This window comes from Caulobacter sp. FV1ye13L (genome assembly GCF_058681155.1).
Genome location: NZ_CM178732.1, coordinates 3,790,828 through 3,815,844, shown reverse-complemented (window position 1 = coordinate 3,815,844; position 25,017 = coordinate 3,790,828). Strand labels below are relative to the sequence as shown.

Here is a 25,017-nt window from a genome sequence, read left to right as displayed (position 1 = left end):
TGCGTTCTTGAATCAACGTCGCCGAATTCGGTCCGCGCCCGAAGCGGCTCTGCAAATTCTTGCAAAATGCGTGGAAACCTAGAGGCGCTTCAGGGCGCCTGAGCGCGCGAGATCCAGGTAGGTCTAGCCGGGTCAGACGTGAAGAGCCCTGGAGTTGCCGCTGGAATCCCTTGCGATAAGGGAAATCCGGATTGCACGGCGCTACCCGACGTGCGCAAATGCCAGTCGCGAGACGTTATGAAAAAACTTGCGCATCATCGGCACGAATCGATGGGCGGGCGGGGAAGCGAATGACCAAGGCCAAGCTGAGTTTCTTCCAGATCTGGAACATGTGCTTTGGATTCTTCGGGATCCAGATCGGCTTTGGCCTGCAGAACGCCAATACCAGCCGCATCTTCCAGACCCTGGGCGTCGATGTGAACGACCTGGCGATCCTGTGGATCGCCGCGCCGGCCACCGGCCTGCTGGTCCAGCCGATCATCGGCTATTTCAGCGACAAGACCTGGGGCCGCCTGGGCCGCCGTCGACCCTATTTCTTCTGGGGCGCGATCCTGACGACGGCCGCGCTCTTCGTCATGCCCAACTCGCCGACATTGTGGATCGCGGCCTCGGCGCTGTGGATCATGGACGCCTCGATCAACATCACCATGGAGCCGTTCCGGGCCTTCGTCGGCGACAACCTGCCCGAAGAGCAGCGCTCGACCGGCTACGCGATGCAGAGCTTCTTCATCGGCCTGGGCGCGGTGCTGGCCTCGGCCCTGCCGTGGATGCTGACCAACTGGTTCAACGTCGCCAACACCGCGCCGGCCGGCCAGATCCCCGACGCGGTGCGGATCGCCTTCTATGCCGGCGGCGCAGGCCTGCTGCTGGCGGTGATGTGGACGGTGTTCACGACCAAGGAATACAGCCCCGAGCAACTGGCCGCCTTCGAGCGGGCTGACCGCGCTGACCGGCTGCAGGACGCCGCCGCAGAGCTCAAGCGCTCGGATCCGTCGATCAACGCCTATGGGCTTCTGGGTTTCGGCGGCCTGCTGGGCGGCCTGGCCCTGGCGGCGGTGGTCTGGTTCCTGCGACTGGAAAAGGAACTCTACGTCCTGGCGGGCCTGCTGGCCGCGTTCGGCGTCGCGGGCGTGGTCGGCGCGCGCCTCAAGCGGATGGGGCGGACCGAAAACGGCTTCTCCGAAGTGCTGGAGGACGCCTTCCTGATGCCCACCACCATGCGCCAGCTGGCCGTGGTGCAGTTCTTCTCGTGGTTTGGCCTGTTCGCCATGTGGATCTACACCACGCCCGCCGTGTCGGCCTGGCACTTCCACGCCGTCGACGCGACCTCCAAGGCCTATAACGAAGGCGCTGACTGGGTGGGCGTGCTGTTCGCCGTCTATAACGGCGTCGCGGCCCTGGCGGCCCTGCTGATCCCGACCATGGTTCGCCTGACCAATCGCCGCGTCAGCCATGCCGTCTGCCTGACCCTGGGCGCGGCGGGCCTGCTGTCGATCCCGCTGATCAGGGAGCCTGGCCTGCTGTGGATCTCGATGGTCGGCGTCGGCTTTGCCTGGAGCTCGATCCTGTCGGCGCCCTATTCGATCCTGGCCGGAGCCCTGCCGGCCCGGAAGATGGGCGTCTATATGGGCATCTTCAATTTCTTCATCGTCATCCCCCAGCTGCTGGCCGCCACCGTGCTGGGCCTTATGCTCAAGACCTTCTTCAGCGGCCAGGCGATCTTCGCTCTGGTGCTGGGGGCGGCGTCTTTCGCCATCGCCGCCATCGCCGTGTTCGCGGTCACCGATCCTGATGAGGCGCCCGCGCGCGCCTAGCCGTCCCTCCCTTCACGAGGCTGTCCCCATGCGTATGCTCAAAACCCTGGCCCTGACCACGACCGCCGCCTTGGCTCTGGCGGGCGTCGCGTCCGCCCAGACCGCCCCCGGCGCCCCCGGCGCCCCCGGCGCGCCCTCGACCTGGGCCTATGCGGCCAAGACCGGAGTCGGCGCGTCGTACGAGGCCTATGTCGACGGCGCCTACAAGGACGGCGGCCCGACCGGAACGGTGTCCAAGGTCTGGTTCTCCATCGCTGACGGCGTGCTGACCGAGACCATGTACGGCCTGATCCACGAGGCCCAGATCAAGCAGCTGCGCTTTGCCGTGCAGACCTCGACCGGCCTCGCCGTCGAAGGGACCGACACCGTCGCCAGGACGGAGTATCTGCACGTCGACGCCCAGGGCCGCCCGCTGTCGCCGGCCTACAAGATCACCACCACCGACAAGCAGGGCCGCTTTGTCATCGAGAAGCGGATCTTCACCGACCCGGACCGCCAGAGCCTGGTCCTGCGCGTGACGGTCAAGGCGCTGAAAGGTCCCGTGACGCCCTATCTGCTGCTCGAGCCGCACATGGCCAATACCGGCGCCAATGATGCGGGCGCCGCCAGCAAGACGGCCCTGACGGCCAATGAAGGCGACAAGTTCCTGACCCTGAAGGGCTCAAAGCCCTTCGTCGCCGCCAGCGCGGGCTTCATCGGCGCTTCGGACGGCCTGACCGATCTGAAGGACGGCAAGCTCGACAAGCTCTACGCCAGCACCGGCCCCGAGCGCGGCGCGATCATGCTGACCGGTCAGCTTCCGTCCACGGACAATGAAGTCAGCATCGACTACGCCATCGGCTTTGGCCCGACCGCCGTCGCCAGCGCCGCCGCCGCCGACGGTTCGCTGGAGACCGGCTACGCCAAGGTTCTGGCCGGCTACAACGGCGGCTGGGAAGGCTGGCTGGCCTCGCTGGCCGAACTGCCCCGCCTGCGCGACGCGGCCATGGACGGCGGCAAGCTGGTCCAGGCCAGCGCCCTGATGCTGAAGGTGCAGGAAGACCGCACCTATGCCGGCGCCCTGATCGCCTCGCTGTCCAATCCCTGGGGCGACACGGTGGACGCTTCCAAACCCTCGACCGGCTACAAGGCCGTCTGGCCGCGCGACTTCTACCAGTGCGCCATGGCCCTGGCCGCCCTGGGCGACATCCAGACCCCGCTGGCCGCCTTCCACTACCTGCCGACGGTTCAGGTCGGGCCCAAGACCAAGGGCAATACCGGGGCCGGCGGCTGGTTCCTGCAGAAGTCGGAAGTCGACGGCACGCCCGAATGGGTCGGCGTCCAGCTGGACCAGACCGCCATGCCGATCATGCTGGGCTGGAAGCTGTGGAAGCAGGGCTGGCTGCCCGAGGCTGAGCTGAAGGCCTACTACGCCAGCATGATCAAGCCGGCCGCCGACTTCCTGGTCGATGGCGGCAAGGTCGGGCTGGGCTGGAACAGCGCCACCATCATCCCGCCCTTCACCCAGCAAGAGCGCTGGGAAGAGCAGGGCGGCTATTCGCCCTCGACCACGGCTGCCGTGATCGCCGGTCTGGTGGTGGCTGGCGAGATCGCCGAGGCCTCGGGTGACGCCGCCTCGGCCGCCCGCTATCGCGCCACGGCGGACGACTATTCGGCCAAGGTCGACAGCCGCATGGTCACGACCAAGGGCTCGCTGGGCGACGGCACGTACTTCCTGCGCCTCAACAGCGACCAGGACCCCGACAACAAGAGCCCGGTCGAGGAGCGCAATGGCCAGAAGCCGGTCGCCGAGGACCGGATGCTGGACGCCGGCTTCCTGGAACTGGTCCGCTACGGCGTGCGCCCGGCCGACGATGCGGCCATCGTCGCCAGCCTGCCGGAACTGGACGACGAGTCGATGGAGGATCTCTATCGCGTCCGCTACAGCTTCACCTTCCCGGGTGTGCAGGGCACCTTCCCCGGCTGGCGTCGCTATGGCGTCGACGGCTATGGCGAGGACATCAAGACCGGGGCCAATTACGGCGCGGGCGACCAGATGCGGCCGGGCCAGCGCGGCCGGGTGTGGCCGATCTTCACCGGCGAGCGCGGCCACTACGAGATCGCCCGCCTCACCCTGCGCGGCAAGCCCGCGCCGGGGGCGCTGGAGCCCGTGCGCCAGACCTATGTCAGGGCGATGGAACTGTTCGCCAATGACGGCCTGCTGATCCCCGAACAGGTCTGGGACGGCGTCGGCGCCGACACCGCCCATCCTTACGTGCGGGGCGAGGGCACCGACTCGGCCACGCCGCTGGCCTGGTCGCACGCCGAATACATCAAGCTGCTGCGCTCTGTGGCCGATGGCGTGGTCTGGGACAGCTACCAGCCGGTCAAGGCGCGCTACGCGCGCTAGCCATTTTCGACCCTCCCGCCTTGGGGCGGTGGTCCGTAGGGCCAGAGGGGCTGGCTCCGCCAAGGCCGAGCCAGCCCCTGCAGTCGCGGTGCGACAGCGCCGCCAGAGATGAAGCGCCTCCCCGTTTTGGGCTGTCTAGAACGTCGCACCTGGCGGGGGTTAATGCCGGATTTACGAATCGGGACCGATAGTCGTTGCGCCTCGACGTTTCCTCGGAGTCCCCGTCCATGTCCGCGTTCCGTCGTTTAACGATCGCCTGGAAGCTGATCCTGGTCGCGGGCCTGGCCATTGGCCTGCTCCTGATCGCCGCCGCCTGGGCGGTCTCGTCGCACACCAGCTCCATCGTTTCGGGTCTGACAAATCAGTATGCCGGCGCGGTGGCTGACGAGGCCATCGAGCAGGTCCGCAGCGACATCAACTCGGCCGCAGCGGCCGCCAACGCCATGAGCGGTTCGATCGCCTCGGCCCATGAAGCCGGCCTGACTGAGCGCGACAAGTTCATCGCCCTGGTCAAGCCCAACGCCCTGGCGACCGAAAGCGTCATGGGCGCCTGGTTCATGGCCGAGCCTAATGCGCTGGACGGCAACGACGCCGCGCTCATCGACAATGCGGCCCTGGCCTCCAACAAGGACGGCCGCTTCTCGGTCTATTGGGTCAATCAGAACGGCACGCCGGGCCTGGAACTCGAGGCAGACGGCTCTGATTTCGCCGAGGATTATTATACCGGCGTGGCGCAGTCCGGGAAGCCGACGCTCACAGAGCCGTATTTCGAGACCATCGCGGGCGGACAGGTCGCCATGTCGTCCGTCGCCCTGCCGGTGATGTCAGGCGGCAAGCTGATCGGCGTCGCCGGTCTGGACATGTCGCTGGACAACCTTTCCAAGGCGCTGGGCGCTCTGCACCCGCTCGAGAGTGGGCGCGTCATGCTGGTCTCCTCGGATGGACAGTGGGTGGCGCACCCCGACGCTGACCTTCGCATGAAGGCCTATGGCGACGCCGGCGCTGACGCCGTGCGCGCCGTGCTGGGCGGCGGGAAAGCGGTCGAAATCAAGGGAATCAAGGCCGGAGACGTCGCGATGATCCGCGTCGTCCATCCGATCGCCATGCCGGCCCTCAATACCACCTGGGCCCTGATCATGGACGTGCCGGTGGCCGCCATCACCGGGCCGGCCACCAAGCTGGCCCGCATCCTGTTCATCGGCGGCGCGCTGATCACTCTGGCCGTTCTGGCCGCCCTGTTCTTCGCCAGCGTGACCCTGGTGCGCGGGCCCCTGGCGGGGCTGACGCGTTCGGTCGACAGCCTCAGCGCCGGCCACTACGACCGCCCGGTCTCGGGCATTGCTGGCGGCGACGAGATCGGCGCCATCGCCCGGGCCCTGGACGGTTTCCGCCACGACCTCGCAGACGGCCAGCGCCGCCGCTCCGAACAGGAGGCCGAACGCGCAGTCGCCGAGGCCGAGCGCCAGCGCCACGGGATCGAAGCGCAGGCTCGTGCCGAAGCTCAGGCCACGGCTGTTTCGGCCCTGGGCGAAGGCATGGAAAAGCTGGCGGACGGTGACCTGATCTGGCGGATGCGCGAGGACAGCTTCGCCGCCGACGCCCGCAAGATGCCGCGCGACTTCAACGCCGCCGTTGAAAGCCTCCAGGCGACCATGGCCGGTATCCTGAACGCCGCCCGCAGCATCCGCGCCGGCTGCGCCGAGATCAGCAAGGCCTCTGATGACCTGGCGCAGCGCACCGAACGCGGCGCCGCCGGTCTGGAACAGACGGCCGCCGCGCTCGACCAGATCACCTCGACCGTCAAGCGCAGCTCTGAAGGCGCCGACCGCGCCCGTCAGGTGACCCAGAGCGCCAAGATCAATGCCGAGCGTAGCGGGGCGGTGGTCAAGGAAGCCGTCGAGGCCATGGGCGGCATCGAAAAGTCCTCCAACGAGATCACCAACATCATCGGTGTGATCGACGAGATCGCCTTCCAGACCAATCTTCTGGCCCTCAACGCCGGGGTCGAGGCCGCCCGGGCCGGCGAGGCCGGTCGCGGCTTCGCCGTTGTCGCCCAGGAAGTCCGGGCCCTGGCCCAGCGCTCGGCCGACGCCGCCAAGCAGATCAAGACCCTGATCCGCACCTCGACCGAACAGGTCGGCCGCGGCGTGCGCCTGGTCGGCGAGACCGGCGAGACCCTGGACCAGATCCTGGTTCAGGTGGCCGAGATCAACGATCTGGTCGGTGAGATTGCCGCCTCGTCCAAGGAGCAGGCCGTGGGCCTGGCCGAGGTCAATCAGGCGGTCAACCAGATGGACCAGGTCACCCAGCAGAACGCCGCCATGGTCGAACAGTCGACCGCCGCCAGCCATGCCCTGGCCAGCGAAGCGGCCGAACTCGAGCGCCTCGTTGGCCGCTTCCAGGTCGGCGCCGAGGTTCGTGAGCTGCGGTCCCCGGTTGCGGCCCCGCGCACGGCCGTCGCCCCGTCCCGCGAAAGCTTCCGCCAGCGCTATGTGCAGGGGGCTAACGCCCTGAAGGTCGAGCCGTCAACGCGGCCGGGCGATTGGGAAGAGTTCTAGGGCCTTCTCCGCCCTGATGGCTTTGTCGGGCCCGGCGGCGCGAGAGGCTGACGGAAACGTCTCCCGCCCAGTGATCTCACACGGCCTCGTCGGATAGCGGGCGCTCTGGGCATGATCTTCATGCCGTAGCGCATCTCACGCCCCACCGCCTCAGATCTGCAACCTTCTCGCCTTGCCTTTGGAAGAGGCCCTTGTCGGGGGGCTGGCGGGCAACTGGCGGGCCGGTGGCGCAAGCCTGGCGTGGCGCCGGGGTCGTCTTTGGGGTTTCCCTCGGACATCTGATACCCAGGGCGTGGGAGCCAAGAATGTTCTTCAAGACGGATACGGCAAAGATCAAGCGCTGGCGCGAGGAGCGCCACTGGTCCCAGGAGCACCTCGCCCAACTGGCCGGCGTAGGCCTGCGGACGCTGCAGCGGATCGAGAACGGACAAAAGGCTTCGGGCGAAACGCTCAAGGCGCTGGCGAACGCCTTCAATGTCGATGTCGTCGCCCTGTCCGTTGATCCAGAGATCGAGGCTGCGCAGATCGTCCAGAGCCGTCAGGCGAAGGTTGTCCGGGACCTGCGTCTGTCCTTCTGGATTCATGGCTCCTGCTACGTCGTTGTGGCCGCCGTCTTCATCACCATCAGCGTTGGGCTCGGCGCCTTCGTCATGAAGTGGCCCCTGATGTGGGTGACCGTCGCTTTGCTGGGCCATGGCGCGGTGCTCGCCGTCGTCGAACTGGTCGTGCGCTATGACGGACAGCGCGACTATGGATCATGAGCGCTCGGTCAGGCCTGTCGGCCTGGTCGCTACAGGCTTTTCCCTGGCCTGACCGGCGATCATCTCGCCGTGAGATGCAGGGATGGCTCCCTTCGACGCGAAGGGGGGCGGGACGCCAGTCCAAGAAATCACCGTCATTCCCGCCCTTGTGGCGGGAACCTCTCGTACCGCCGCAGGTGCGGGAGGGGCGAAGTGCGCGCGCACTTCGCTTGCGCCTCACGTGAGAGCTGAACCAGGGGTTCCCGCCACAAGGGCGGGAATGACGGAGGTATGGGGACAAACGGCGCTCAATCCCCGTACTTTTCCAAACAGAACCCAGCCCGATCAACGGCTTGTAAAACAGTTGATCGCGCCAATCCTCGGCGCTCAAACCTCCCGCATAATCAGTGCTGTCCCCGTCGCAAGGGGAGGGCGCCTGGTACCGGCCCAAAGCGGCGATGGGGATGGAGCTGAGCGGGGCCGCGACGCCCTGGAAGGCGGGTCGAGGGGTGCGGGCTGTCTCAGAAGGACGGACCAAACGCTGAGTGGCTCGTCGGCCGGGTGAACGCGGGTCGAAGAGGGCGAGGGATCGTAAACCCGCCTATCGCGCATCGTCGGCGTCGAGACGGTTAGCCGATTGACGGGATGCGCGCCCGTACGGGGGCTCTTGGGTATCAGAGCTGAAACACGCTCGCTTGGCCCAATCCTCACGCAAGAACAGCTTCTGCGAAGCGGACAGGTCGAGCCGAAACGCAAAACACACATCACGGTCATCCGGGTTCGCCCCGGCCGCTTCGCGCCTCCCCGACCCCTTCAGTGGCTGATGCCGCGTGAGGCTGAGAAGCCGTGTCCGCCACGCCCCTCGCAATCACCTCCGAACGCGCTATATCCCCGCCATGGCTGAAGCTTTCAACGACAAGACACTCGCCCCCGGCTTCCTGAACAAGGACAAGGCTGTTCGCTACGCCGAAGTGGCCGCCGAGATCGCCTCGGTGCTGGACGGCGAACCCAATGTCACGGCCCGCATGGCGACCGTGGCCTCGATGCTGGCCAACAGCTTCGATCACTATTTCTGGACCGGCTTCTATGTCGTGGATCCTGCGAAGGACCGCGAACTGGTGGTCGGGCCCTATCAGGGCACGCTGGGCTGTCTGCGCATCGCCTTTGGCCGGGGCGTCTGCGGGGCGGCGGCGGAAACGGGACAGACCCAGCTGGTGGCCGATGTCCATGCCTTCCCCGGTCACATCGCCTGCGACAGCCGCTCGGAAAGCGAGATCGTGGTGCCGGTGTTCGATAGGGCCGGCCGGCTGATCGCGGTGTTCGACGTCGATTCCGACAAGCCCGCCGCCTTCGACGCGATCGACCAGCAGGGGCTGGAGACCATCCTCAAAACCACCTTCGGGTAACTGGCGTAAGGGTTGCAGCCTGTTCTCCATCATTCCCTAACCGCTTCGGTTTAGGACAGGTAGAACATGCTGAACGTCGAAACCCTGCACCCCAGCCATCTGGCGCCCGCCGACATCGCCCTGTGGCGCGACATGGCCGCGGCCGAGCCGGCGTTCGCCAATCCCCTGCTGGGTCCCGATTTCACCCAGGCCGTGGGCCGGGTGCGAGAAGACGCGCGCGTCGCGGTGATCCAAAGGGACGGGGAAACGCTTGGCTTCCTGCCGCACCATCGCCGTCCGGGCCGCCTGGCGCGGGCCATCGGCTCGCCGCTGTCGGACTATCACGGCATCGTCTCGCGTCCCGATCCCGGCTTCAGGGCCGAGGATGTGCTGCGCGCCGCCGACCTGGGCGTGTTTCGCTATACCGGCCTGATCGATCCGTTCGGCCTGTTTGGCCAGCCTGCCCAGGGCGTTGAAGCCCAGTCCGGTTTCGTGATCGCGCCCGAAGGCTCGGCGGAGGATCACCTGGAGGTCGTCCGCGCCGCCAGCCCCAAGAAGATCAAGAACTACCGCCGGCTGGACCACAAGCTGGACCGTGAAGTCGGCGCGGTGCGTCTGGTCGCGGCCGATGCCTCGCGCCAGGCTTTCGACCAGTTGCTGACCTGGAAGCGCGAGCAGCTGCAGCGCACCGGCATGCATGACTTCCTGCGCCCGGCCTGGACCACCGGCCTGCTGACCGACCTGTTCCAGCGTCAGACCGGCGATTTCCAGGGCCTGATGATCAACCTCTATGCCGGCGACGAACTGGTGGCGGGGCATTTCGGCGTGCGTCTGGGCAGCGTCTATCACCCGTGGATCGCCTCGACCAATCCGGCCTTCGGCGCCTGGTCGCCGGGCCAGATCTTCTTCCTGCGGGCCATCGCCGCCATGCAGGAACTGGGCCTGAGCCGCTATGACCTGGGTCCCGGCCATGATCACTACAAGCGCGCCTACGCCTTCACCCAGACCCCGGTCCAGAGCGGCGCCGTGATGGCCGCCAGCGTGGCCGGCCTGATGGCCAGCTCTGTTGAAAGCGCCTGGAACCTGGCCGGCGCGGGCGGCAATGGCATGGTGGCGCGGCTGCGTCGCCGGATGGACGTGATCAACAGTGTCGAGCTGACCATGGGCGGACAGGTGCGCGGCTTGGTCGACGCCGTCGCCAGCCAGTCACGTCGTCGCGTCGGCGCTCACGAGGCCGGCTGATGGTCCACGTGACGGTGATGATCCCGACCCAGAGGCGGCTCGGCGGTCTGGCCGTCGCGGTGCGCTCTGTGTTGGCCCAGCAGGCGGTGGATTTCGCCGCGCTGGAAATCATCGTCGTCGATAACGATCAGGTCCCTTCGGCTCAGGCCACGATAGAGGCCCTGGCTGCAGGCGCGGCCTGCCCGCTGCACTATGTTCACGAGCCCCGCGCCGGGGTGGCCAATGCCCGTAACGCCGGCATGGCCAAGGCCTCCGGCGCCCTGATCGCCTTTCTCGACGATGACGAGGAAGCGCCCGAGGGCTGGCTCGCCGCCTTGCTGGCCGCCCAGGTTCGCTACGACGCCGATGTCGTGTTCGGACCGGTCCGGGCCCGGGCGCCAGACAGCGTCGCCGAGCATCGCGATTATCTGGAGCGTTTCTTCTCGCGCCTGGGTCCCGCCCAGGCCGGGGTCATCGATCACTATTACGGCTGCGGCGACAGCCTGCTGCGCCGCGCCGCCTTGCCCGATCCCGTCTCGCCGTTTGCGGCCGAGCGCAACCAGATCGGCGGCGAGGACGACATGCTGTTTGGCCAGATGAAGGCCGCCGGCGCGACCTTTGCCTGGGAACCGGCCGCGTGGGTCTGGGAAGACCCCGTGCCCGACCGCCTGACCCTGGACTACACGCTGGCCCGCGCCTTCGCCTATGGCCAGGGTCCCTCGGCCCATTGCGCCGCCTCCAGTCCGCCAGACCCCGTCGGCGTGGCCCGCTGGATGGCGATCGGGGTAGGGCAGGCGGCGGTGTTCGGCGCGGTGGCCGGCGTCAAGTGGCTGACCCGTTCCAGCGACCGGGCCGACTGGCTCGACAAGGCCGCGCGCGGCCTGGGCAAGGCCCTGTGGTGGGGCCCCTTCAAGATCCAATTCTACGGGAGGACCGCGTGAGCATCATCCGCGACTGGACGCCCGAGAAGGCCAGGGCCTTCGGCGGCGAGAACCTGGCCTTCGAGCACGGCCTGCACGAACGCCCGATGTTCGACGACGAGGGCCTGGCGCGACTGCTGGACCTGTATCCTCGCGACCAGCTGGGCGTCTTCACCATGGGCGAGGACCCCAAGGCCTGGACCACCTGGCGCCGGGGCGCGGCCAGCGGTCTCTCGGGCGACCAGCTGCTGGAGGCGGCCAAGAGCGGCCGCATCTGGCTGAACCTGCGCCACACCAACGATCACGTGCCGGAATATGCCGCCCTGGGCGACGAGATCTTCGCCGAGAAGGAGGCTCAGGTTCCCGGCCTGCGCACCTTCAAGCGCGATCTGGGCATGCTGATCAGCTCGGCCAACGCCCAGGTGTTCTACCATCTGGACGTGCCGCTGGTGTCGTTGTGGCAGCTGCGCGGCCAAAAGAGGGTCTGGGTCTATCCGGTCGCCGACCCCTATGTCGGCGAGCTGGACCTGGAAAAGATCGTGCTGAAGGAAACCGCCGAGCAGTTCGCCTTCGATCCCGACTGGGACAAGGGCGCGGCGGTTTATGACCTGACCCCAGGCAAGATGGTCACCTGGCGGCAGAACGCTCCGCACCGGATCGAGAACGGTCCGATGCTGAACGTCTCGCTGTCGATCGAATTCATGACCCCGCCGGCCCTGATGCGGGCCAATGTCATCTACGCCAACGGGGTGCTGCGCCGCCGGCTGGGGGCAAGGCCGCGCATCCAGAGCGGCTTTGGCCCGACGGCGCTGGGCAAGCTGGCCGTGGCGCGGGGCGCCAAGGCCCTGAACCTGCAGACGCCGCATGTGCGCCACCTGCCGGTCACTTTCGGCCTGGATGCGAGCCAGCCCGGCGTTCTGGTCGAGGGACAGCGCGCCTAGCGCTTGCCCCGGCCCGCGCTTCATCGCAGAACACGACGATGAGTCAGGCAGTCACGATTGAACTGGGCGAGGGCGCCGAACATGACGCCCGGGCTCTGCGGAATGCGTTCGGGTGTTTCACGACAGGGGTCACGGTCGTCACGACCCTGGGCGAGGACGGGCGCAAGATAGGGCTGACGGCCAATTCCTTCACCTCGGTGTCGCTGGATCCGCCGCTGGCGTTGATCTGCGTGGATCTGAAATCCAGCAGCCTTGCGGCCCTGGATACGGCGGGCGTCTTCGCCGTCAATGTGCTGCCGGCCGAACAGCAGGAGGTCGCGAGCCAGTTTGTGCGCAAGGGGGTCGACCGGTTCGCAGGGCTGGAGACCGAGGTCTGGCGCACCGGCGTGCCGATTCTGCCGGACTGCATGGCCAATTTCGAGTGCCAGACCCATCACGTCTTCGACGCGGGCGATCACCGGGTCTATGTCGGTCGGGTCGTGAAGCTGCGCTACGATCCCGATCACGAGCCGCTGGTCTATCTGCAGGGCCGGTTCCGGCGGGTTCACGTCGACGCGGAATAGACTGTTGTCCCGGCCAGGCGCATAGCGCGCCGAGCCGGGATCGCGGCGATGGCCTGCGTTTCCGGCGGTCCCGGGTCTTCGCCCGGGATGACAGCGCTATTGGTCGAATTTTCCGGCGCACGTCCTGCCGTTGAGATGCTATCGACGCGCAAAACAAGATCCAGGGAGCGCATCATGCGAGACATCGCCCATTTCGTGAACGGTCAGACCTTCGTCGGGACCTCGGGTCGGTTCGGCGACGTCTTCAATCCCAACACCGGCGAGGTCCAGGCCCGCGTGCAGCTGGCGACCGCCGCCGAGCTGGACGCCGCCGTCCAGGCCGCCGCCAAGGCCCAGATCGGCTGGGCGACGACCAATCCCCAGCGCCGCGCCCGGGTGATGTTCGAGTTCAAGCGCCTGATCGAGCGCGACATGAACAGCCTGGCCGAAATCCTGTCGTCCGAGCACGGCAAGGTCATCGCCGACAGCAAGGGCGATATCCAGCGCGGCCTGGAGGTGATCGAGTTCGCCTGCGGCATCCCCCACATCCTGAAGGGCGAATATACCGAGGGCGCGGGCCCCGGCATCGACGTCTATTCGATGCGCCAGCCGCTGGGCGTCTGCGCCGGCATCACCCCGTTCAACTTCCCGGCCATGATCCCGATGTGGATGTTCGGCATCAGCATCGCCGTGGGCAACACCTTCATCCTCAAGCCGTCGGAGAAGGATCCGACCGTGCCCGTCAGGCTGGCCGAGCTGATGATGGAAGCCGGCGCTCCCGAGGGGGTGCTGAACGTGGTGCACGGCGGCAAGACCGTCGTCGACGCCATCCTGACCCATCCGCTGATCCGCGCGGTCAGCTTTGTCGGCAGCTCCGACATCGCCCACTATGTCTATCAAACGGGTACGGCGCACGGGAAACGCGTCCAGGCCATGGGCGGCGCCAAGAACCACGGCATCGTCCTGCCCGACGCCGACCTCGACCAGGTGGTCAAGGACCTGTCGGGGGCGGCCTTCGGCTCGGCTGGCGAGCGCTGCATGGCCCTGCCGGTCGTCGTGCCGGTGGGCAAGGCGACGGCCGACGCCCTGCGCGAGCGCATGGTCGCCGAGATCGAGACCCTGCAGGTCGGTATCTCCGGCGATCCGGCCGCCCATTATGGCCCGGTGGTCTCCAGCCAGCACCGCGCCAAGATCGCCGACTACATCCAGATCGGTGTCGACGAGGGCGCCGAGCTCGTCGTTGATGGTCGCGACTTCAGCCTGCAGGGCTTCGAGAAGGGCTTCTTCATCGGCCCGTCGCTGTTCGATGGCGTCACGAAGGGCATGAAGACCTATCAGGAAGAGATCTTCGGTCCCGTCCTGCAGATCGTGCGCGCCGAGAGCTTCGAGGAGGCGCTGAGCCTGCCCAGTGAGCACCAGTACGGCAACGGCGTCGCCATCTTCACCCGCAACGGCCGCGCGGCCCGCGAGTTCGCCAGCCGGGTCAATGTCGGCATGGTGGGCATCAATGTACCGATCCCGGTGCCGGTGGCCTATCACACCTTCGGCGGCTGGAAGCGCAGCGCGTTTGGCGACACCAACCAGCACGGCGTCGAGGGCGTGAAGTTCTACACCAAGGTCAAGACGATCACCGCGCGGTGGCCGGAAGGCGAGGTCGAGGACTCGGCCTTCGTCATCCCGACGATGAAATAGCGCCAAGGGGGCGGCGATGAACGGTCTGGTTCGACGATCCTTTCTGTCCATCGCCGCCGCCGGCCTCGCCGCGCCCGCCGCCTTCGCCCAGAGCCGGGCCGAGTGGGCGGCGGTCGGGCAGTATGGCGACAGGGCCGCGCCGGTCACCGTGTTCGAGCGGGACGGCGCGCTGCACCTGTTCGGCAAGGACCTGCCCGCCGCGCGGCTGACGGCGCTGGGCGGCGGTCGCTACGCGGTCGCGGGCGGCGGGGAAGTGTCCCTGGAGTCGGGCGCGATCCGTCTGGAGGGAACCCGGCTGGCCTTCCACGATTTCGGCGCGGAGACCCAGGCGGCCATCCACAGGGCCGTCCGGGCCGATCCGGTGGCCCTGCGCCAGCGGGCCCTGGCCGCGACGCCGCCGGTCGAGACCGAAGCGCATCTTCCGGCCGACCTCGTCGACCTGACGGCGATCGACCCGCGCATCCGGCTCGACATCCGCTATGCCGGCGCCGACAACTTCATGGGCATTCCACTCTATGAGCACGCGGCCGCCTGGCTGCAGCGGCCCGCCGCGCAGGCTCTGGGCCGGGTCCAGCACGCCCTGGCCGGCAAGGGCTTTGGCCTGCTGATCCACGACGCCTATCGCCCCTGGTTCGTCACCTGGATGTTCTGGGAGGCGACCCCGCCCGAGAGCCACGCCTTTGTCGCCGATCCGGCCCGGGGCTCGCGGCACAATCGCGGCTGCGCCGTCGACCTGACGCTGTACAACCTCAAGACTGGCAAGCCCGTCGAGATGCCCAGCCGCTATGACGAGTTCTCTGACCGCGCCTATGCCGATTTCATCGGCGGCGCGACGCAGCAACGGGCCCTGCGCGCCCTGCTGCGCGACGCCATGACCGCCGAGGGCTTCGAGGTCTACACCGAGGAATGGTGGCACTTCGACTTTCGGGACTGGCGCCGCTACGGGATCGGAACCGCCACCTTCACCGAACTGGCCAAGCCCGCGCGATAGTCAGGCGCCCCGCGGTCGCCAGTGCAGGACCTCGGCGCTGTGGCCGATACCCAGCTTGGCGCAGTCGTGCTTCAGCGGGCAGGCGCCGCAGCTGGGGGCTTGATCCGGGCACAGCATCTGTCCCAGGCCCCGCTTCATCAGCCAGTGCAGCTCAAACAGGTCGTCGGCCGTCCAGGAGCCCGGCGCCAGCCGCATCAGAGCCTGATAGGCGAGGGTCGTATCCCCCGGCCCGACCAGTCCGATCCGCCTGGCCACGCGATGCACATGGGTGTCGACGACCAGGGCCCGCATGGCCAGACTGCTGAAATTGAGCACGCTGGCGGCGACCTTGACCCCGACGCCGGGCAGGCTCTGAAGCTCCCATCGCGCTTCGTCGACCGGTCGGCCGGCCAGGTGGTTCAGCGACAGCCAGCCGACCTTCTGTTCGATCAGGCGCAGGGCGTGGGTCAGATGCCTGGCCTTGTCTTCGGCGCAGGTGACATCGCCGATGATCTCCAGGACCTGCGCGTCGGAGGTTCGGGCCAGGTCTTCCCAGCACCTGAATTCGGCCCGCAGGCGCAGGAACGCGCCCCACGATACGGCGTCGGGCGTCCGACCGCTGATCGACGACTTTACCAGCTGCGAGATCGGATCCATGCGCGCCACCGGCCGCTGCGGACCAAACTCGCACAGCAGGGCGTCGCGAACGCTTTCAAGCGGCGAGCGCGAGAGGCCTAGGGAAAGCTCCATGGAACATCGCTCCGGAACATAATAAGAACATTATGTGGTGGAGATCCAATTGTCCACAGGCTGTGACTATCGTCGGGAGCCGCCCAGGAACGTCGCGACCCGACGGCGCACGCGCTCCAAGGCCACCTTGACCGGGGTCGGCGCACGGGCGGGGGCGGGGCGTTCCTCCTCGGGCAGCGCGATGCCTGCGAAACGGGCGATCACGTCGCGCAGTTCCGGCTCCTGCACACCCAGGGCGGCCTCGGTCGGACTCATCCATTGCAAGGTGCGCTGGCCCTTTTCGGGCCAGGTGGCGTGCTCGCCGGTGACCTGGAGGGGATAGACATCGACCTTGACCAGCCGCGCCACGCCGCTTTTCAGGCGCTTGAGATATTCATAGTCGCCGACGGACTGCTGCGCGATCACGCCATCGAGGCCAGCTTCCTCAAAGGCTTCCTGGGCGGCGGCGGCCGGATCGGTGCGCCCCTTCATCGGCCAGCCCTTGGGGATCACCCAGCGCTTGGTCTCGCGCGACGAGACCAGCAGGATCTGCAAGCCCGGGCCTTCGCCACGCCAAGGCAGCGCCGCGACCTGGCGACGCTTTCCAACACCTTGCTTGACTGGCTTTTCCGTCACTTCACCCAGAACCCTAGACCCGCATCCATGCTGGCGGCGCGCGCCAGTCGACTATAGCGCCCGTGATTGCGTGAGTCGTCGAGTTCGGAACCTGAAAACTGCGGCGCACAGGCGCGTTGTGCAGGTTTGGCCGCAGTGAGGCCGAGACCCGCATCGCGAACTCGCTCTCTCCAAGGTCAGGGTTCGGCGCTGCGAAACCCGCCTCGGCGGTCACGGATCGTCGTCCGTTTGCACATTATTGGTTCGGGCCATGCGCCGCACCCGGCTTTTGGGGTCATTTTTTTCTGGCGGTCGCAAGCGCGCGCAACCTCTCGTGCTCCCTGCGCGACTGAGGCATTATCCCCCGGCAACCGCCAGATCAGGAGTCGGGCATGGCGTTCACGCTGACCATCAATGGGGAAACCCGCTCGGTCGAGGTCGAGGGCGACACGCCTCTGTTGTGGGTCCTGCGCGACACCCTGGGCATGGTCGGGACCAAGTTCGGCTGCGGCGCGGCCCAGTGCGGGGCCTGCACGGTGCATATTGACGGCGCGCCCGTTCGCGCCTGCATCACGCCGGTCCGTCGCGTCGGCGACAAGAAGGTCGTGACCATCGAGGGCGTTGGCCAGGATCCGGTCGGCGCCAGGGTGCAGGAAGCCTGGAAGGCCATTGACGTGCCCCAGTGCGGCTACTGCCAGGCGGGTCAGATCATGTCGGCCACGGCGCTGCTGACCGCCAATCCCCGGCCCGATGACGCGGCCATCGACGAGGCGATGAACGGCAATCTGTGCCGCTGCGCCACCTACATCCGCATCAGGGCGGCCATCAAGGCCGCTTCCGGCCAGGGAGTTTGAGCATGGACGGCGAGATGCTCCGCGACCCTAACCGTCGTCTGTTCCTGCAGACCGGCGCCGCCCTGGGCGGCGGCCTGATGATGTCGTTCAGCCTGTCCGGACCCGGACAGGCGGCGGGCGACGGGCAGTTGAACGCCTATGTCCGCATCGGGCCCGACGGCGGCGTCACCATCGTCTCCAAGGTTCCCGAGGTGGGGCAGGGGATCAAGACCTCGCTGCCGATGCTGATCGCCGAGGAACTGGACGTCGAATGGTCGGCCGTCACCGTCGAGCAGGCCATCGCCGACACCAAGGTGTTTGGTCGTCAGGTGGCCGGCGGCAGCATGGCCACCACGCTCGAATATGATGGACTGCGCCGCGTGGGCGCCACGGGCCGGGCCCTGCTGATCGCCGCCGCCGCCGCGCGCTGGGGCGTCGCCGCCGAGGCCTGCGCCACCGAGCCGGGCTTTGTGATCCACGCCGCCAGCAACCGTCGCCTGGCCTACGGGGACCTGGCCCAGGCCGCCGCCGCCCTGACGCCGCCCGATCCCAAAAGCCTGACGCTGAAGGACCCCAAGGCCTTCCGCATCATCGGCAAGCGCCAGCAGAGCCGCGACATCGACCTGATCGTCACCGGCCAGCCGGTCTATGGCATCGACACCCGCATGCCGGGCATGCTGTACGCCACCTTCGCCAAGGCCCCGACCTTCGGCGCCAAGGTGGCCAGTGTCGATCTGGCTCCGGCCAAGGCTGTGGCCGGCGTCAAGGACGCCTTCGTGGTCGAGGGCGGAACCAATCTGGCCAGCATCCTGCCCGGCGTCGCCGTGGTCGCCGACAGCTGGTGGGCGGCGCGCAAGGGGCGCAACGCCCTTGAGATCAAATGGGCCGAGCATCCCACCGGCGCCCAGAGCAGCGCCGGGTTCGCCGCCAAGGCGGCTGAACTGGCCAAGGCGCCCCCGCATCGCACGCTGCGAGCCGACGGCGATGTTGACGCCGCCCTCAAGGGCGCGGCCAAGGTTGTCAGCGCCGCCTACAGCTACCCCTTCATTGCTCACGCCAATCTGGAACCCCAGAACTGCACGGCCAGTTTCAAGGACGGCAAGGTCGAGATCTGGGCCCCGACCCAGAATCCGGAGAGCGGCCGCAAGCTGGTCGCCGCCGCCCTGGGGATCACCGAGGCCGACATCACCATCCACCTGGTTCGCGTCGGCGGCGGCTTTGGCCGACGCCTGATGAACGACTACATGGTCGAGGCGGCGGTCATCTCGAAACTGGCCGGCGCGCCGGTCAAGCTGGTGTGGACCCGCGAGGATGACACCCAGCACGATTTCTATCGTCCCGGCGGCTGGCACAATTTCACCGCCGGCCTCGACGCCAAGGGCGACCTCGTCGGTTGGCGCGACCACTTCGTGACCTTCGGCGAGGGCGAGCAGTTCGCGACCGCCGCAGGCATGAACGCCACACAGTTCCCTTGCCGGGCCGTGGCCAACTACAAGCTCGACGTTTCGGTCATGCCGCTGGGCGCGCCGACCGGCTTCCTGCGAGCACCGGCCAACAACGCTTTCGGCTTCGTCATCCAGAGCTTTACCGACGAACTGGCCGTCGCTTCCAAGCAGGACCCCGTCGCCTTCCGACGCAAGCTGCTGGGCGAGCCGCGCCTGCTGGGCGAGGCCGGGCAGGGCGACAGCTTCCACACCGGACGCATGCGCGGCGTGCTGGACCTGGTGGCTGAAAAGTCCGGCTGGGGCCGCAAGACCGCCAAGGGTACGGGCCTGGGCGTCGCCTGCCACTACAGCCACCTGGGCTATGTGGCGGTGGTGATGGAGGTTTCCGTCGCCAAGGGCGGGGCGCTGAAGATCCACAAGGTCTGGGCCGCCGTCGATGTCGGCTCGCAGATCGTCAATCCCAGCGGCGCCGAGCAGCAGGTTCAGGGCTCGATCCTGGACGCCATCGGCAGCACCCTGCACCAGGCGATCACCTTCGAGAACGGCGCGACCACGCAAGGCACTTTCGCCGACCATCCATTGCTGCGCATGGCCGAGGCCCCGCCGGTCGAGGTGCATTTCAAGCTCAGCGACAACCGGCCCACGGGTCTGGGCGAGCCGGCCTATCCTCCGGCCCCGGCCGCCCTGTGCAACGCCATCTTCGCGGCGACGGGCAAGCGCATCCGGTCCCTGCCGATCGGTGATCAACTGGCCTGAGGGCAAGCCGCCTGCTAGGAGCGGAGGCTCGCTTCCAGCAGGGTCGTCCCATGTCCACCGTCACCGTCGTCAGCCATCCGCTCGTGCAGCACAAGCTGACCAAGATGCGGGACAAGACCACCTCGACCAAGACCTTCCGCGCCCTGATGCGCGAGACGGCGACCCTGATCTGCTACGAGGTCACCCGCGACCTGCCGATGGACGACGTCCAGATCGAGACCCCGGTTGCGCCGACCATGGCCCGGGAGATCGCCGGCAAGAAGCTGGTGTTTGCGCCGATCCTGCGGGCCGGCCTGGGCATGGCTGACGGCATGCTGGATCTGGTGCCCTCGGCCCGCGTCGCCCACATCGGCCTCTATCGCGATCCGGAGTCGCTGGAGGCGGTCGAATACTATTTCAAGGCGCCGCAGGACATCGCCGGCCGTCTGGTCATCGTGGTCGATCCGATGCTGGCCACCGGCCACTCGGCCATCGCGGCGATTTCACGCCTGAAGGCGGCCGGCGTTACCGACCTGCGTTTTGTCTGCCTGCTGGCCGCCCAGGTCGGTATCGACAACCTGCGCGCCGCCCACTCCGACGTGCCGATCTGGACGGCGGCCATCGACGCGCAGCTCAACGACCACGGCTATATCGTGCCGGGCCTGGGCGACGCCGGCGACCGGACCTTCGGGACCCGCTAGTTCGGTAAAGCCTTGACGAAGGCCTTCACCACGCTGGCCGAATTGTCCGAGGCCAGCTGCATGAAGGTGTGCATTTCATTGGCCTCATCGCCGCCGCCGGCCAGATCCGACAGGCTGCGGAAGGCGATGAACGGCGCGCCGTTGGCATAGGCCACATGGGCGACGGCGGCGCTTTCCATGTCGACGACGCGGGCCTGGAAGGTGGCGCGGGCGTATTTGCGATAGGCGGCGTTGTCGAGGAACACCGGCGCGGAAATGCCGTTGCCGCCCACCACCACCTTGGGCGCATGAACCAGGCACTGGCTGGTGACGCAGCGTGCCAGTGAGACCGTCGAGGCGATGGCGCGGGCGGTGTCCAGCATGGCGGGATCGACCGGGAACCAGCGGCGGCGCTCGGGCGGGCCGTCGGCGCGGGCGATCATGATCGAGCGGGGGATCATCATGCCAAAGCCCGGCAGGTCGTCATTGCGCGCCGACTGCGAGACCTCGAAACCTTTTTCGGTCTCGCGGGCGAAGGCCGTCTCCAGGTTCTGGCTCCACTGGTCGGCCACGATCACGTCGCCGATATCGAGACCTTCATCCACCCCGCCGGCGATGCCCGAGAACACGATACGGGTGACGTTGAAGCGGTCCAGGGCCAGCTGGGTGGTCATGGCGGCATTGACCATGCTGACGCCGCTGAGGAACAGCACGATCGGCTTGCCCTCGAGTTCGCCCGTCGTGAAGGTCACGCCCGCCGCCGTATAGCGCTTCTGGTCACGGGTGGCCGAGGCCAGGGCCGTCAGCTCCGGCGGAAAGGCCGAGATCACCGCGATGCGCGGCGCGGCGTCGAAACGCTCGGCCGCTGCGGCGGGCAGAACCGTGAAAAGGCAGATGGCCAGGGCGGCAAACAGACGCATGGTGAAACTCTCTTGGGGGAACTGCGGACGAGAGCAGCATGGCGGTGAGCGCTTGGACATAGCCTGGCGGCGATCCTAGGCCAATCGCCGACCCTTTGATCAAGCGCAGCGCATCGACGGGGCCCTTTCCACCAGGGCGCCACGACTTTGCGCCGCGCGCGGGAGATTCCCGCCACGTTAACCGGAGGTGCAGACAGGGCTGGCAGGGTGGCGCGGCATGACCCGAGCCCAGCCATCCCCGTATTGGACCGACCAGGCTCGCCAGATCGCGGCCGCCGCCGCTCTGGGTCTGCTGGTGGCGCTGCTGGCCTATGTCTGTGTCGAGCTGCCGCGTGACCTGAAGCAGGTCGCACCGATCTGGCTGGCAAACGGGGTCGTGCTGACCGTGCTGCTGTGGACCGATCGCTCGCGCTGGCCGCTGCTGATCGCCTTCACCGTGGCGGGAAACATCGCCGCCGGCCTGCATGGAGGCGGGCGGCTATCGGTGGTCCTGGGACTCAGCTTCGCCAATGTCGTCGAATACCTGCTGTCGGCCCTGGCCCTGCGGCACGTGCTGGGTCGCGATATCGATGTCAGCCGCCCCCGCGACCTGGGCTGGATCGCGCTGATCTGCGGATTGTGCACGCCCCTGCTCTCGGCCGTCATCGCGACCACCGTCCTCTACGTCTCGCGAGACGCCGACCCTGGTCGCACGCTGGTCAGTTGGGTCCTGTCCAACGCCCTGGGCCTGATGCTGGTGACGCCATCTCTGATCGCCTTTCGTCAGGCTCGCGCGCTGCTGGTCGAGAGGCCGGTTACACGGCGCGGCTGGATGGCCCTGGCTCTGCTGGTCCTGAGCATCGTGCTGGTCTTCACGCGCCCCCGATATCCGTTGCTGTTCATCATTCCGCCGGTCCTGGTTTTTGTGGCTCTGGAGCTGGAATTCCTCGGCGCGGCGGCGGGAATTCTGATCCTGTCGGGCCTGGCGATCGGCTTTACGGCCATGGGGCTGGGTCCCGTCGCCCAACTGGCCGAGAACATGGCCGAGCAGGCGCTGTTTCTGCAGGTCTTTCTGGTTGTCTCGGTCTTTGCCGCCCTGCCTCTGGCGACGATCAACGCGCAGAGACGGCGCTTGCGGGATTTGGCCCAGGAGCAGACCCGTTGGGCCGATATGGCCGAAAACCTGGCCGGGGTCGGCTATTGGCGGTTCAATCTGAACACCGGCGCCATGACCTGGTCAGATCAGATGTACGTCATCCTCGGGGTTGACCCAGGGACGGTGATTTCCGCCGACGACTGGCTTGCTGCGGTTCATCCTGAGGATCGCGAGAAAGCGCGTCTGCGCTACCGCGCGGTGCTCGAGACCCAGGCGTCCAGTCCTGCCGCCCAGACGCGGCTGCTGCGCGCTGATGGCCAGATCCGGTATGCCACAGGCAATATGGCGGTCGAGCGCGACGCTGAAGGGCGAGCGATCACTGTCTTTGGCGTGATCCTGGACATTACCGCCCAGAAGGCCGCCGAGCAGGCGATCGTCGAAAGCGAAGCGCGGTTCCGGATGCTGACAGAGAATGGCAGCGACATCCTCGCGCATTCGGATATGGACGGCCGGATCACCTATGTCTCGCCGTCGGTCGAACATCGTCTGGGCTTCAGGCCCGAGGAACTGATCGGTCGGCGCTTTGTGGACCTCATCCATGAAGACGATGTCGAGACGATCCGCAGCGCCCTCCGCGACCAGCTCGCGAGTCGGGGACGGGTCTCGCCGACGCGGGTCGAGTACCGGTCGCGTCATAAGGACGGGCGGGAAATCTGGTTCGAGGGTCGCCCGACCCTGGCCCTTGACCGCCTGACGGGCCGGGTCAGCGGGGTGACCGACATCGTCCGCGACATTTCGCGACGCAAGATGCTGGAGATCCAGCTGCGCCAGGCGCGCGCCGACGCCGAGGTGGCGGCAACCGTCAAGGGCGAATTCCTGGCCAATATGAGCCACGAGCTGCGCACGCCGCTGACCGCGGTGCTGGGCTTCACCAAGCTGATCGAGGAGCAACCGGACCTTACCGCCTCGACGCGCGGCTATATCGAGCGGGTCTCCAACGCCGGCAAGGCGCTGCGGGCGACCGTCAACGACATCCTGGACTTCTCCAAGCTGGAGGCCGGGCAGGTTGATATCAGGCCAAGGCCGATGTCGCCCACCGAGCTGGCGCGTGAGGCGATCGAACTGTTCGATGCCCAGGCCCGGGCCAAGGGTCTGTCGCTGACGCTGTCGGGCTTTGAAATCGTGCCCCAACAGGTGCTGGCCGACCCGGACCGTCTGCGTCAGATCCTGCTCAACCTGATCGGCAACGCCGTGAAGTTTACCGAGCAGGGCGGGGTCGATCTTGAGGCAGCCTACGACTCCGCGACGCAGCGCCTGTCGTTCGCGGTGGTCGACACGGGCCCCGGCATGCCCGACGACCAGATCGGACACCTGTTTCAGCGCTTCTCGCAGGTCGATGGTTCAGCCACCCGCAAACATGGCGGCACGGGCCTGGGTCTGGCGATCTGCAAGGGCCTGGTCGAGGTCATGGATGGTGATATCGGGGTCGAGAGCCGCGAAGGCGAAGGCTCGCGGTTCTGGTTCTCGCTGCCCGCGCCGTCCGTCGATCAAGGCGAGGACCAGACTGTCGAGATCGACCAGCCTCTGGCCCTGCCCGACAACTGCCGGGTGCTGATCGTCGACGACAACCGCGCCAACCGGGAACTGGTTCGGGCGATCCTGGGCCCGTTCGGCGCCGAGATGACCGAGGCGGCCGACGGCGACGAGGCGATTTCCAGCGCGCGGGAGACGCCCTTCGACGTCATCCTGATGGACCTGCGGATGCCCCGGGTCGATGGTCGCGCTGCCGCCGCCCGGATCCGTGAGGGCGGCCTCAACGCCAGGACGCCGATCCTGGCCTTTTCCGCCGACGCGTCGACCCTGGCGATCGACGCGGTCTTTGACGGTCAGATCACCAAGCCCCTGTCGAGCCTGGGACTGATCGAAACCTTGGCGCGGACCCTGTCGACAAGCAGGGTTTGACGAAGCCGGCTCGAAACGACCAACTGTCGACGATCCCTGTCCCGCCGGTAGCGAGACGCCCTGATTCCGTTTCGAGCCTGATCGCGACCTGATGTCCAAAGCCGCGTCCCTGATCTATGTCGCAGACGATGACCCCAGCATCCTTGAGCTGGTCTCGATCGTCTTGACGCGGGGCGGTTTCGAGGTGGTCGGATTCGAGACCGCCGACGCCCTGACGGCGGCGCTCGCCCTGCGGGCTCCCGCCGCTGTGCTGCTGGACGTGCGAATCCCGGGGCTGAGCGGTCTGGACGCGCTCAAGGCCATCAAGGACGACCCCGCCACCGCCCGTATTCCCGTGCTGATGTTGACCGGCGATGGCCGGCTCGACCGCATCGTCCTGGCCATGCAGCTGGGGGCGGCGGGCTATGTGATGAAACCCTTCGACGGCGCGCAGCTGGTCGAGCGGGTCGGTAGTCTGCTTACCTAGGCCCAGCTTACTTGGGCAGGGTGAAGGCCCGCCAGGCCAGCACTGCCCAGCCGGCCATAAAGGCCAGGCCGCCCAGCGGCGTCACCGCCCCCAGCCAGCGCGGACCGCCCAGGGCCATGGCGTAGAGCGATCCCGAGAACAGCACCGTCCCGGCCAGGAACAGGCCGGCGACCAGACCCATGCCGCGCGCGCCGGCCCGGCCCAGGGCGAAGGCGCCGAATACCGCCAGGGCGTGGGTCATCTGGTATAGCGATCCGGTGCGCAGCCATTCGGCCGGCTTGGGCGCCTCGACGCCATGCGCGGCGAACGCGCCCAGCGCGACGGCGCACAGGCCGCTCAGCGCCGCCAGTCCCGTCCAGGTTCGGGATGTCCAGGTCGCCATCGG

General features: G+C 67.4%; 20 protein-coding genes. 16 read left to right on the top strand and 4 right to left on the bottom strand.

Going from position 1 to position 25,017, the window contains the following annotated elements:
* Positions 1-290: 290 nt before the first annotated feature.
* The 11 genes from ACW176_RS18500 to ACW176_RS18450 all read left to right on the top strand — a co-directional run bounded on the left by ACW176_RS18500 (position 291) and on the right by ACW176_RS18450 (position 15,193).
* Entirely contained in the window at positions 291-1,814 is a 1,524-nt protein-coding gene (locus ACW176_RS18500; protein WP_492110168.1) for an MFS transporter, read from the top strand.
* Positions 1,815-1,842: 28 nt separating this feature from the next.
* Complete coding sequence (locus ACW176_RS18495; RefSeq protein WP_492110167.1) at positions 1,843-4,203, top strand: glucan 1,4-alpha-glucosidase; 2,361 nt, start codon at positions 1,843-1,845, stop codon at positions 4,201-4,203.
* A 227-nt stretch (positions 4,204-4,430) separates the two neighbouring features.
* Positions 4,431-6,761, top strand: a complete 2,331-nt coding sequence (locus ACW176_RS18490) for a methyl-accepting chemotaxis protein (protein WP_492110166.1) — start codon at positions 4,431-4,433, stop codon at positions 6,759-6,761.
* Positions 6,762-7,066: 305 nt separating this feature from the next.
* On the top strand, positions 7,067-7,522 hold the full coding sequence (locus tag ACW176_RS18485; protein WP_492110165.1) for a helix-turn-helix domain-containing protein: 456 nt from the start codon (positions 7,067-7,069) through the stop codon (positions 7,520-7,522).
* A gap of 875 nt (positions 7,523-8,397) precedes the next feature.
* Positions 8,398-8,907 (top strand): GAF domain-containing protein, encoded by a 510-nt coding sequence (locus tag ACW176_RS18480; RefSeq protein WP_492110164.1) that lies wholly within the window; start codon positions 8,398-8,400, stop codon positions 8,905-8,907.
* Positions 8,908-8,973: 66 nt separating this feature from the next.
* Complete coding sequence (locus ACW176_RS18475; RefSeq protein ID WP_492110163.1) at positions 8,974-10,128, top strand: GNAT family N-acetyltransferase; 1,155 nt, start codon at positions 8,974-8,976, stop codon at positions 10,126-10,128.
* Positions 10,128-11,048: a glycosyltransferase family 2 protein gene (locus ACW176_RS18470; protein ID WP_492110162.1), complete on the top strand. Its 921-nt coding sequence runs from the start codon at positions 10,128-10,130 to the stop codon at positions 11,046-11,048. The genes ACW176_RS18475 and ACW176_RS18470 overlap by 1 nt, the downstream gene beginning before the upstream one ends.
* Positions 10,934-11,968 (top strand): hypothetical protein, encoded by a 1,035-nt coding sequence (locus tag ACW176_RS18465; RefSeq protein ID WP_492110161.1) that lies wholly within the window; start codon positions 10,934-10,936, stop codon positions 11,966-11,968. The genes ACW176_RS18470 and ACW176_RS18465 overlap by 115 nt, the downstream gene beginning before the upstream one ends.
* A 38-nt stretch (positions 11,969-12,006) precedes the next feature.
* Positions 12,007-12,531 (top strand): flavin reductase family protein, encoded by a 525-nt coding sequence (locus tag ACW176_RS18460; RefSeq protein WP_492110160.1) that lies wholly within the window; start codon positions 12,007-12,009, stop codon positions 12,529-12,531.
* 174 nt (positions 12,532-12,705) lie between these two features.
* Positions 12,706-14,202 carry a CoA-acylating methylmalonate-semialdehyde dehydrogenase gene (locus ACW176_RS18455; RefSeq protein ID WP_492110159.1) on the top strand — a complete coding sequence of 499 codons (1,497 nt, stop codon included), beginning with the start codon at positions 12,706-12,708 and terminating at the stop codon, positions 14,200-14,202.
* Positions 14,203-14,218: 16 nt separating this feature from the next.
* Entirely contained in the window at positions 14,219-15,193 is a 975-nt protein-coding gene (locus tag ACW176_RS18450; protein ID WP_492110158.1) for a M15 family metallopeptidase, read from the top strand.
* Here ACW176_RS18450 and ACW176_RS18445 read toward each other — a convergent pair whose 3' ends face one another.
* Both ACW176_RS18445 and ACW176_RS18440 read right to left on the bottom strand, forming a co-directional pair.
* A complete protein-coding gene (locus ACW176_RS18445; protein WP_492110157.1) occupies positions 15,194-15,922 on the bottom strand; it encodes an endonuclease III domain-containing protein in 729 nt (242 codons plus the stop codon).
* 66 nt (positions 15,923-15,988) lie between these two features.
* Complete coding sequence (locus ACW176_RS18440; RefSeq protein WP_492110156.1) at positions 15,989-16,537, bottom strand: NUDIX hydrolase; 549 nt, start codon at positions 16,535-16,537, stop codon at positions 15,989-15,991.
* Positions 16,538-16,908: 371 nt separating this feature from the next.
* On the opposite strand from ACW176_RS18440, the gene ACW176_RS18435 reads away from it, so the two are divergent.
* The 3 genes from ACW176_RS18435 to upp are packed head-to-tail and all read left to right on the top strand — an operon-like array spanning position 16,909 to position 20,230.
* Entirely contained in the window at positions 16,909-17,370 is a 462-nt protein-coding gene (locus ACW176_RS18435) for a (2Fe-2S)-binding protein (RefSeq protein WP_492110155.1), read from the top strand.
* A gap of 2 nt (positions 17,371-17,372) precedes the next feature.
* Positions 17,373-19,550: a xanthine dehydrogenase family protein molybdopterin-binding subunit gene (locus ACW176_RS18430; protein WP_492110154.1), complete on the top strand. Its 2,178-nt coding sequence runs from the start codon at positions 17,373-17,375 to the stop codon at positions 19,548-19,550.
* 50 nt (positions 19,551-19,600) lie between these two features.
* Positions 19,601-20,230 carry a uracil phosphoribosyltransferase gene (upp, locus tag ACW176_RS18425; RefSeq protein WP_492110153.1) on the top strand — a complete coding sequence of 210 codons (630 nt, stop codon included), beginning with the start codon at positions 19,601-19,603 and terminating at the stop codon, positions 20,228-20,230.
* Here the strand turns inward: upp and ACW176_RS18420 are convergent.
* A complete protein-coding gene (locus tag ACW176_RS18420) occupies positions 20,227-21,129 on the bottom strand; it encodes a 5'-methylthioadenosine/S-adenosylhomocysteine nucleosidase (RefSeq protein ID WP_492110152.1) in 903 nt (300 codons plus the stop codon). The two genes, upp and ACW176_RS18420, sit on opposite strands and share 4 nt — an antisense overlap.
* A 217-nt stretch (positions 21,130-21,346) precedes the next feature.
* Here ACW176_RS18420 and ACW176_RS18415 point away from each other — a divergent pair, with 217 nt between their 5' ends.
* Positions 21,347-24,166, top strand: a complete 2,820-nt coding sequence (locus ACW176_RS18415) for a PAS domain S-box protein (protein WP_492110151.1) — start codon at positions 21,347-21,349, stop codon at positions 24,164-24,166.
* Between the two features lie 91 nt (positions 24,167-24,257).
* On the top strand, positions 24,258-24,632 hold the full coding sequence (locus ACW176_RS18410) for a response regulator (RefSeq protein ID WP_492110150.1): 375 nt from the start codon (positions 24,258-24,260) through the stop codon (positions 24,630-24,632).
* 7 nt (positions 24,633-24,639) lie between these two features.
* On the opposite strand, the gene ACW176_RS18405 is transcribed toward ACW176_RS18410, so the two are convergent.
* Positions 24,640-25,014, bottom strand: a complete 375-nt coding sequence (locus ACW176_RS18405; RefSeq protein WP_419321065.1) for a DUF423 domain-containing protein — start codon at positions 25,012-25,014, stop codon at positions 24,640-24,642.
* Positions 25,015-25,017 lie beyond the last annotated feature (3 nt).

Coding starts and splice junctions, on each gene's coding strand:
- ACW176_RS18485 (WP_492110165.1), top strand. CDS start 7,067: ATGTTCTTCAAGACGGATACGGCAAAGATCAAGCGCTGGCGCGAGGAG.
- ACW176_RS18475 (WP_492110163.1), top strand. CDS start 8,974: ATGCTGAACGTCGAAACCCTGCACCCCAGCCATCTGGCGCCCGCCGAC.
- ACW176_RS18410 (WP_492110150.1), top strand. CDS start 24,258: ATGTCCAAAGCCGCGTCCCTGATCTATGTCGCAGACGATGACCCCAGC.
- ACW176_RS18435 (WP_492110155.1), top strand. CDS start 16,909: ATGGCGTTCACGCTGACCATCAATGGGGAAACCCGCTCGGTCGAGGTC.
- ACW176_RS18480 (WP_492110164.1), top strand. CDS start 8,398: ATGGCTGAAGCTTTCAACGACAAGACACTCGCCCCCGGCTTCCTGAAC.
- ACW176_RS18500 (WP_492110168.1), top strand. CDS start 291: ATGACCAAGGCCAAGCTGAGTTTCTTCCAGATCTGGAACATGTGCTTT.
- ACW176_RS18420 (WP_492110152.1), bottom strand. CDS start 21,129: ATGCGTCTGTTTGCCGCCCTGGCCATCTGCCTTTTCACGGTTCTGCCC.
- ACW176_RS18490 (WP_492110166.1), top strand. CDS start 4,431: ATGTCCGCGTTCCGTCGTTTAACGATCGCCTGGAAGCTGATCCTGGTC.
- ACW176_RS18415 (WP_492110151.1), top strand. CDS start 21,347: ATGACCCGAGCCCAGCCATCCCCGTATTGGACCGACCAGGCTCGCCAG.
- ACW176_RS18445 (WP_492110157.1), bottom strand. CDS start 15,922: ATGGAGCTTTCCCTAGGCCTCTCGCGCTCGCCGCTTGAAAGCGTTCGC.
- ACW176_RS18460 (WP_492110160.1), top strand. CDS start 12,007: ATGAGTCAGGCAGTCACGATTGAACTGGGCGAGGGCGCCGAACATGAC.
- ACW176_RS18450 (WP_492110158.1), top strand. CDS start 14,219: ATGAACGGTCTGGTTCGACGATCCTTTCTGTCCATCGCCGCCGCCGGC.
- ACW176_RS18455 (WP_492110159.1), top strand. CDS start 12,706: ATGCGAGACATCGCCCATTTCGTGAACGGTCAGACCTTCGTCGGGACC.
- ACW176_RS18495 (WP_492110167.1), top strand. CDS start 1,843: ATGCGTATGCTCAAAACCCTGGCCCTGACCACGACCGCCGCCTTGGCT.
- ACW176_RS18470 (WP_492110162.1), top strand. CDS start 10,128: ATGGTCCACGTGACGGTGATGATCCCGACCCAGAGGCGGCTCGGCGGT.
- ACW176_RS18405 (WP_419321065.1), bottom strand. CDS start 25,014: ATGGCGACCTGGACATCCCGAACCTGGACGGGACTGGCGGCGCTGAGC.
- ACW176_RS18430 (WP_492110154.1), top strand. CDS start 17,373: ATGGACGGCGAGATGCTCCGCGACCCTAACCGTCGTCTGTTCCTGCAG.
- upp (WP_492110153.1), top strand. CDS start 19,601: ATGTCCACCGTCACCGTCGTCAGCCATCCGCTCGTGCAGCACAAGCTG.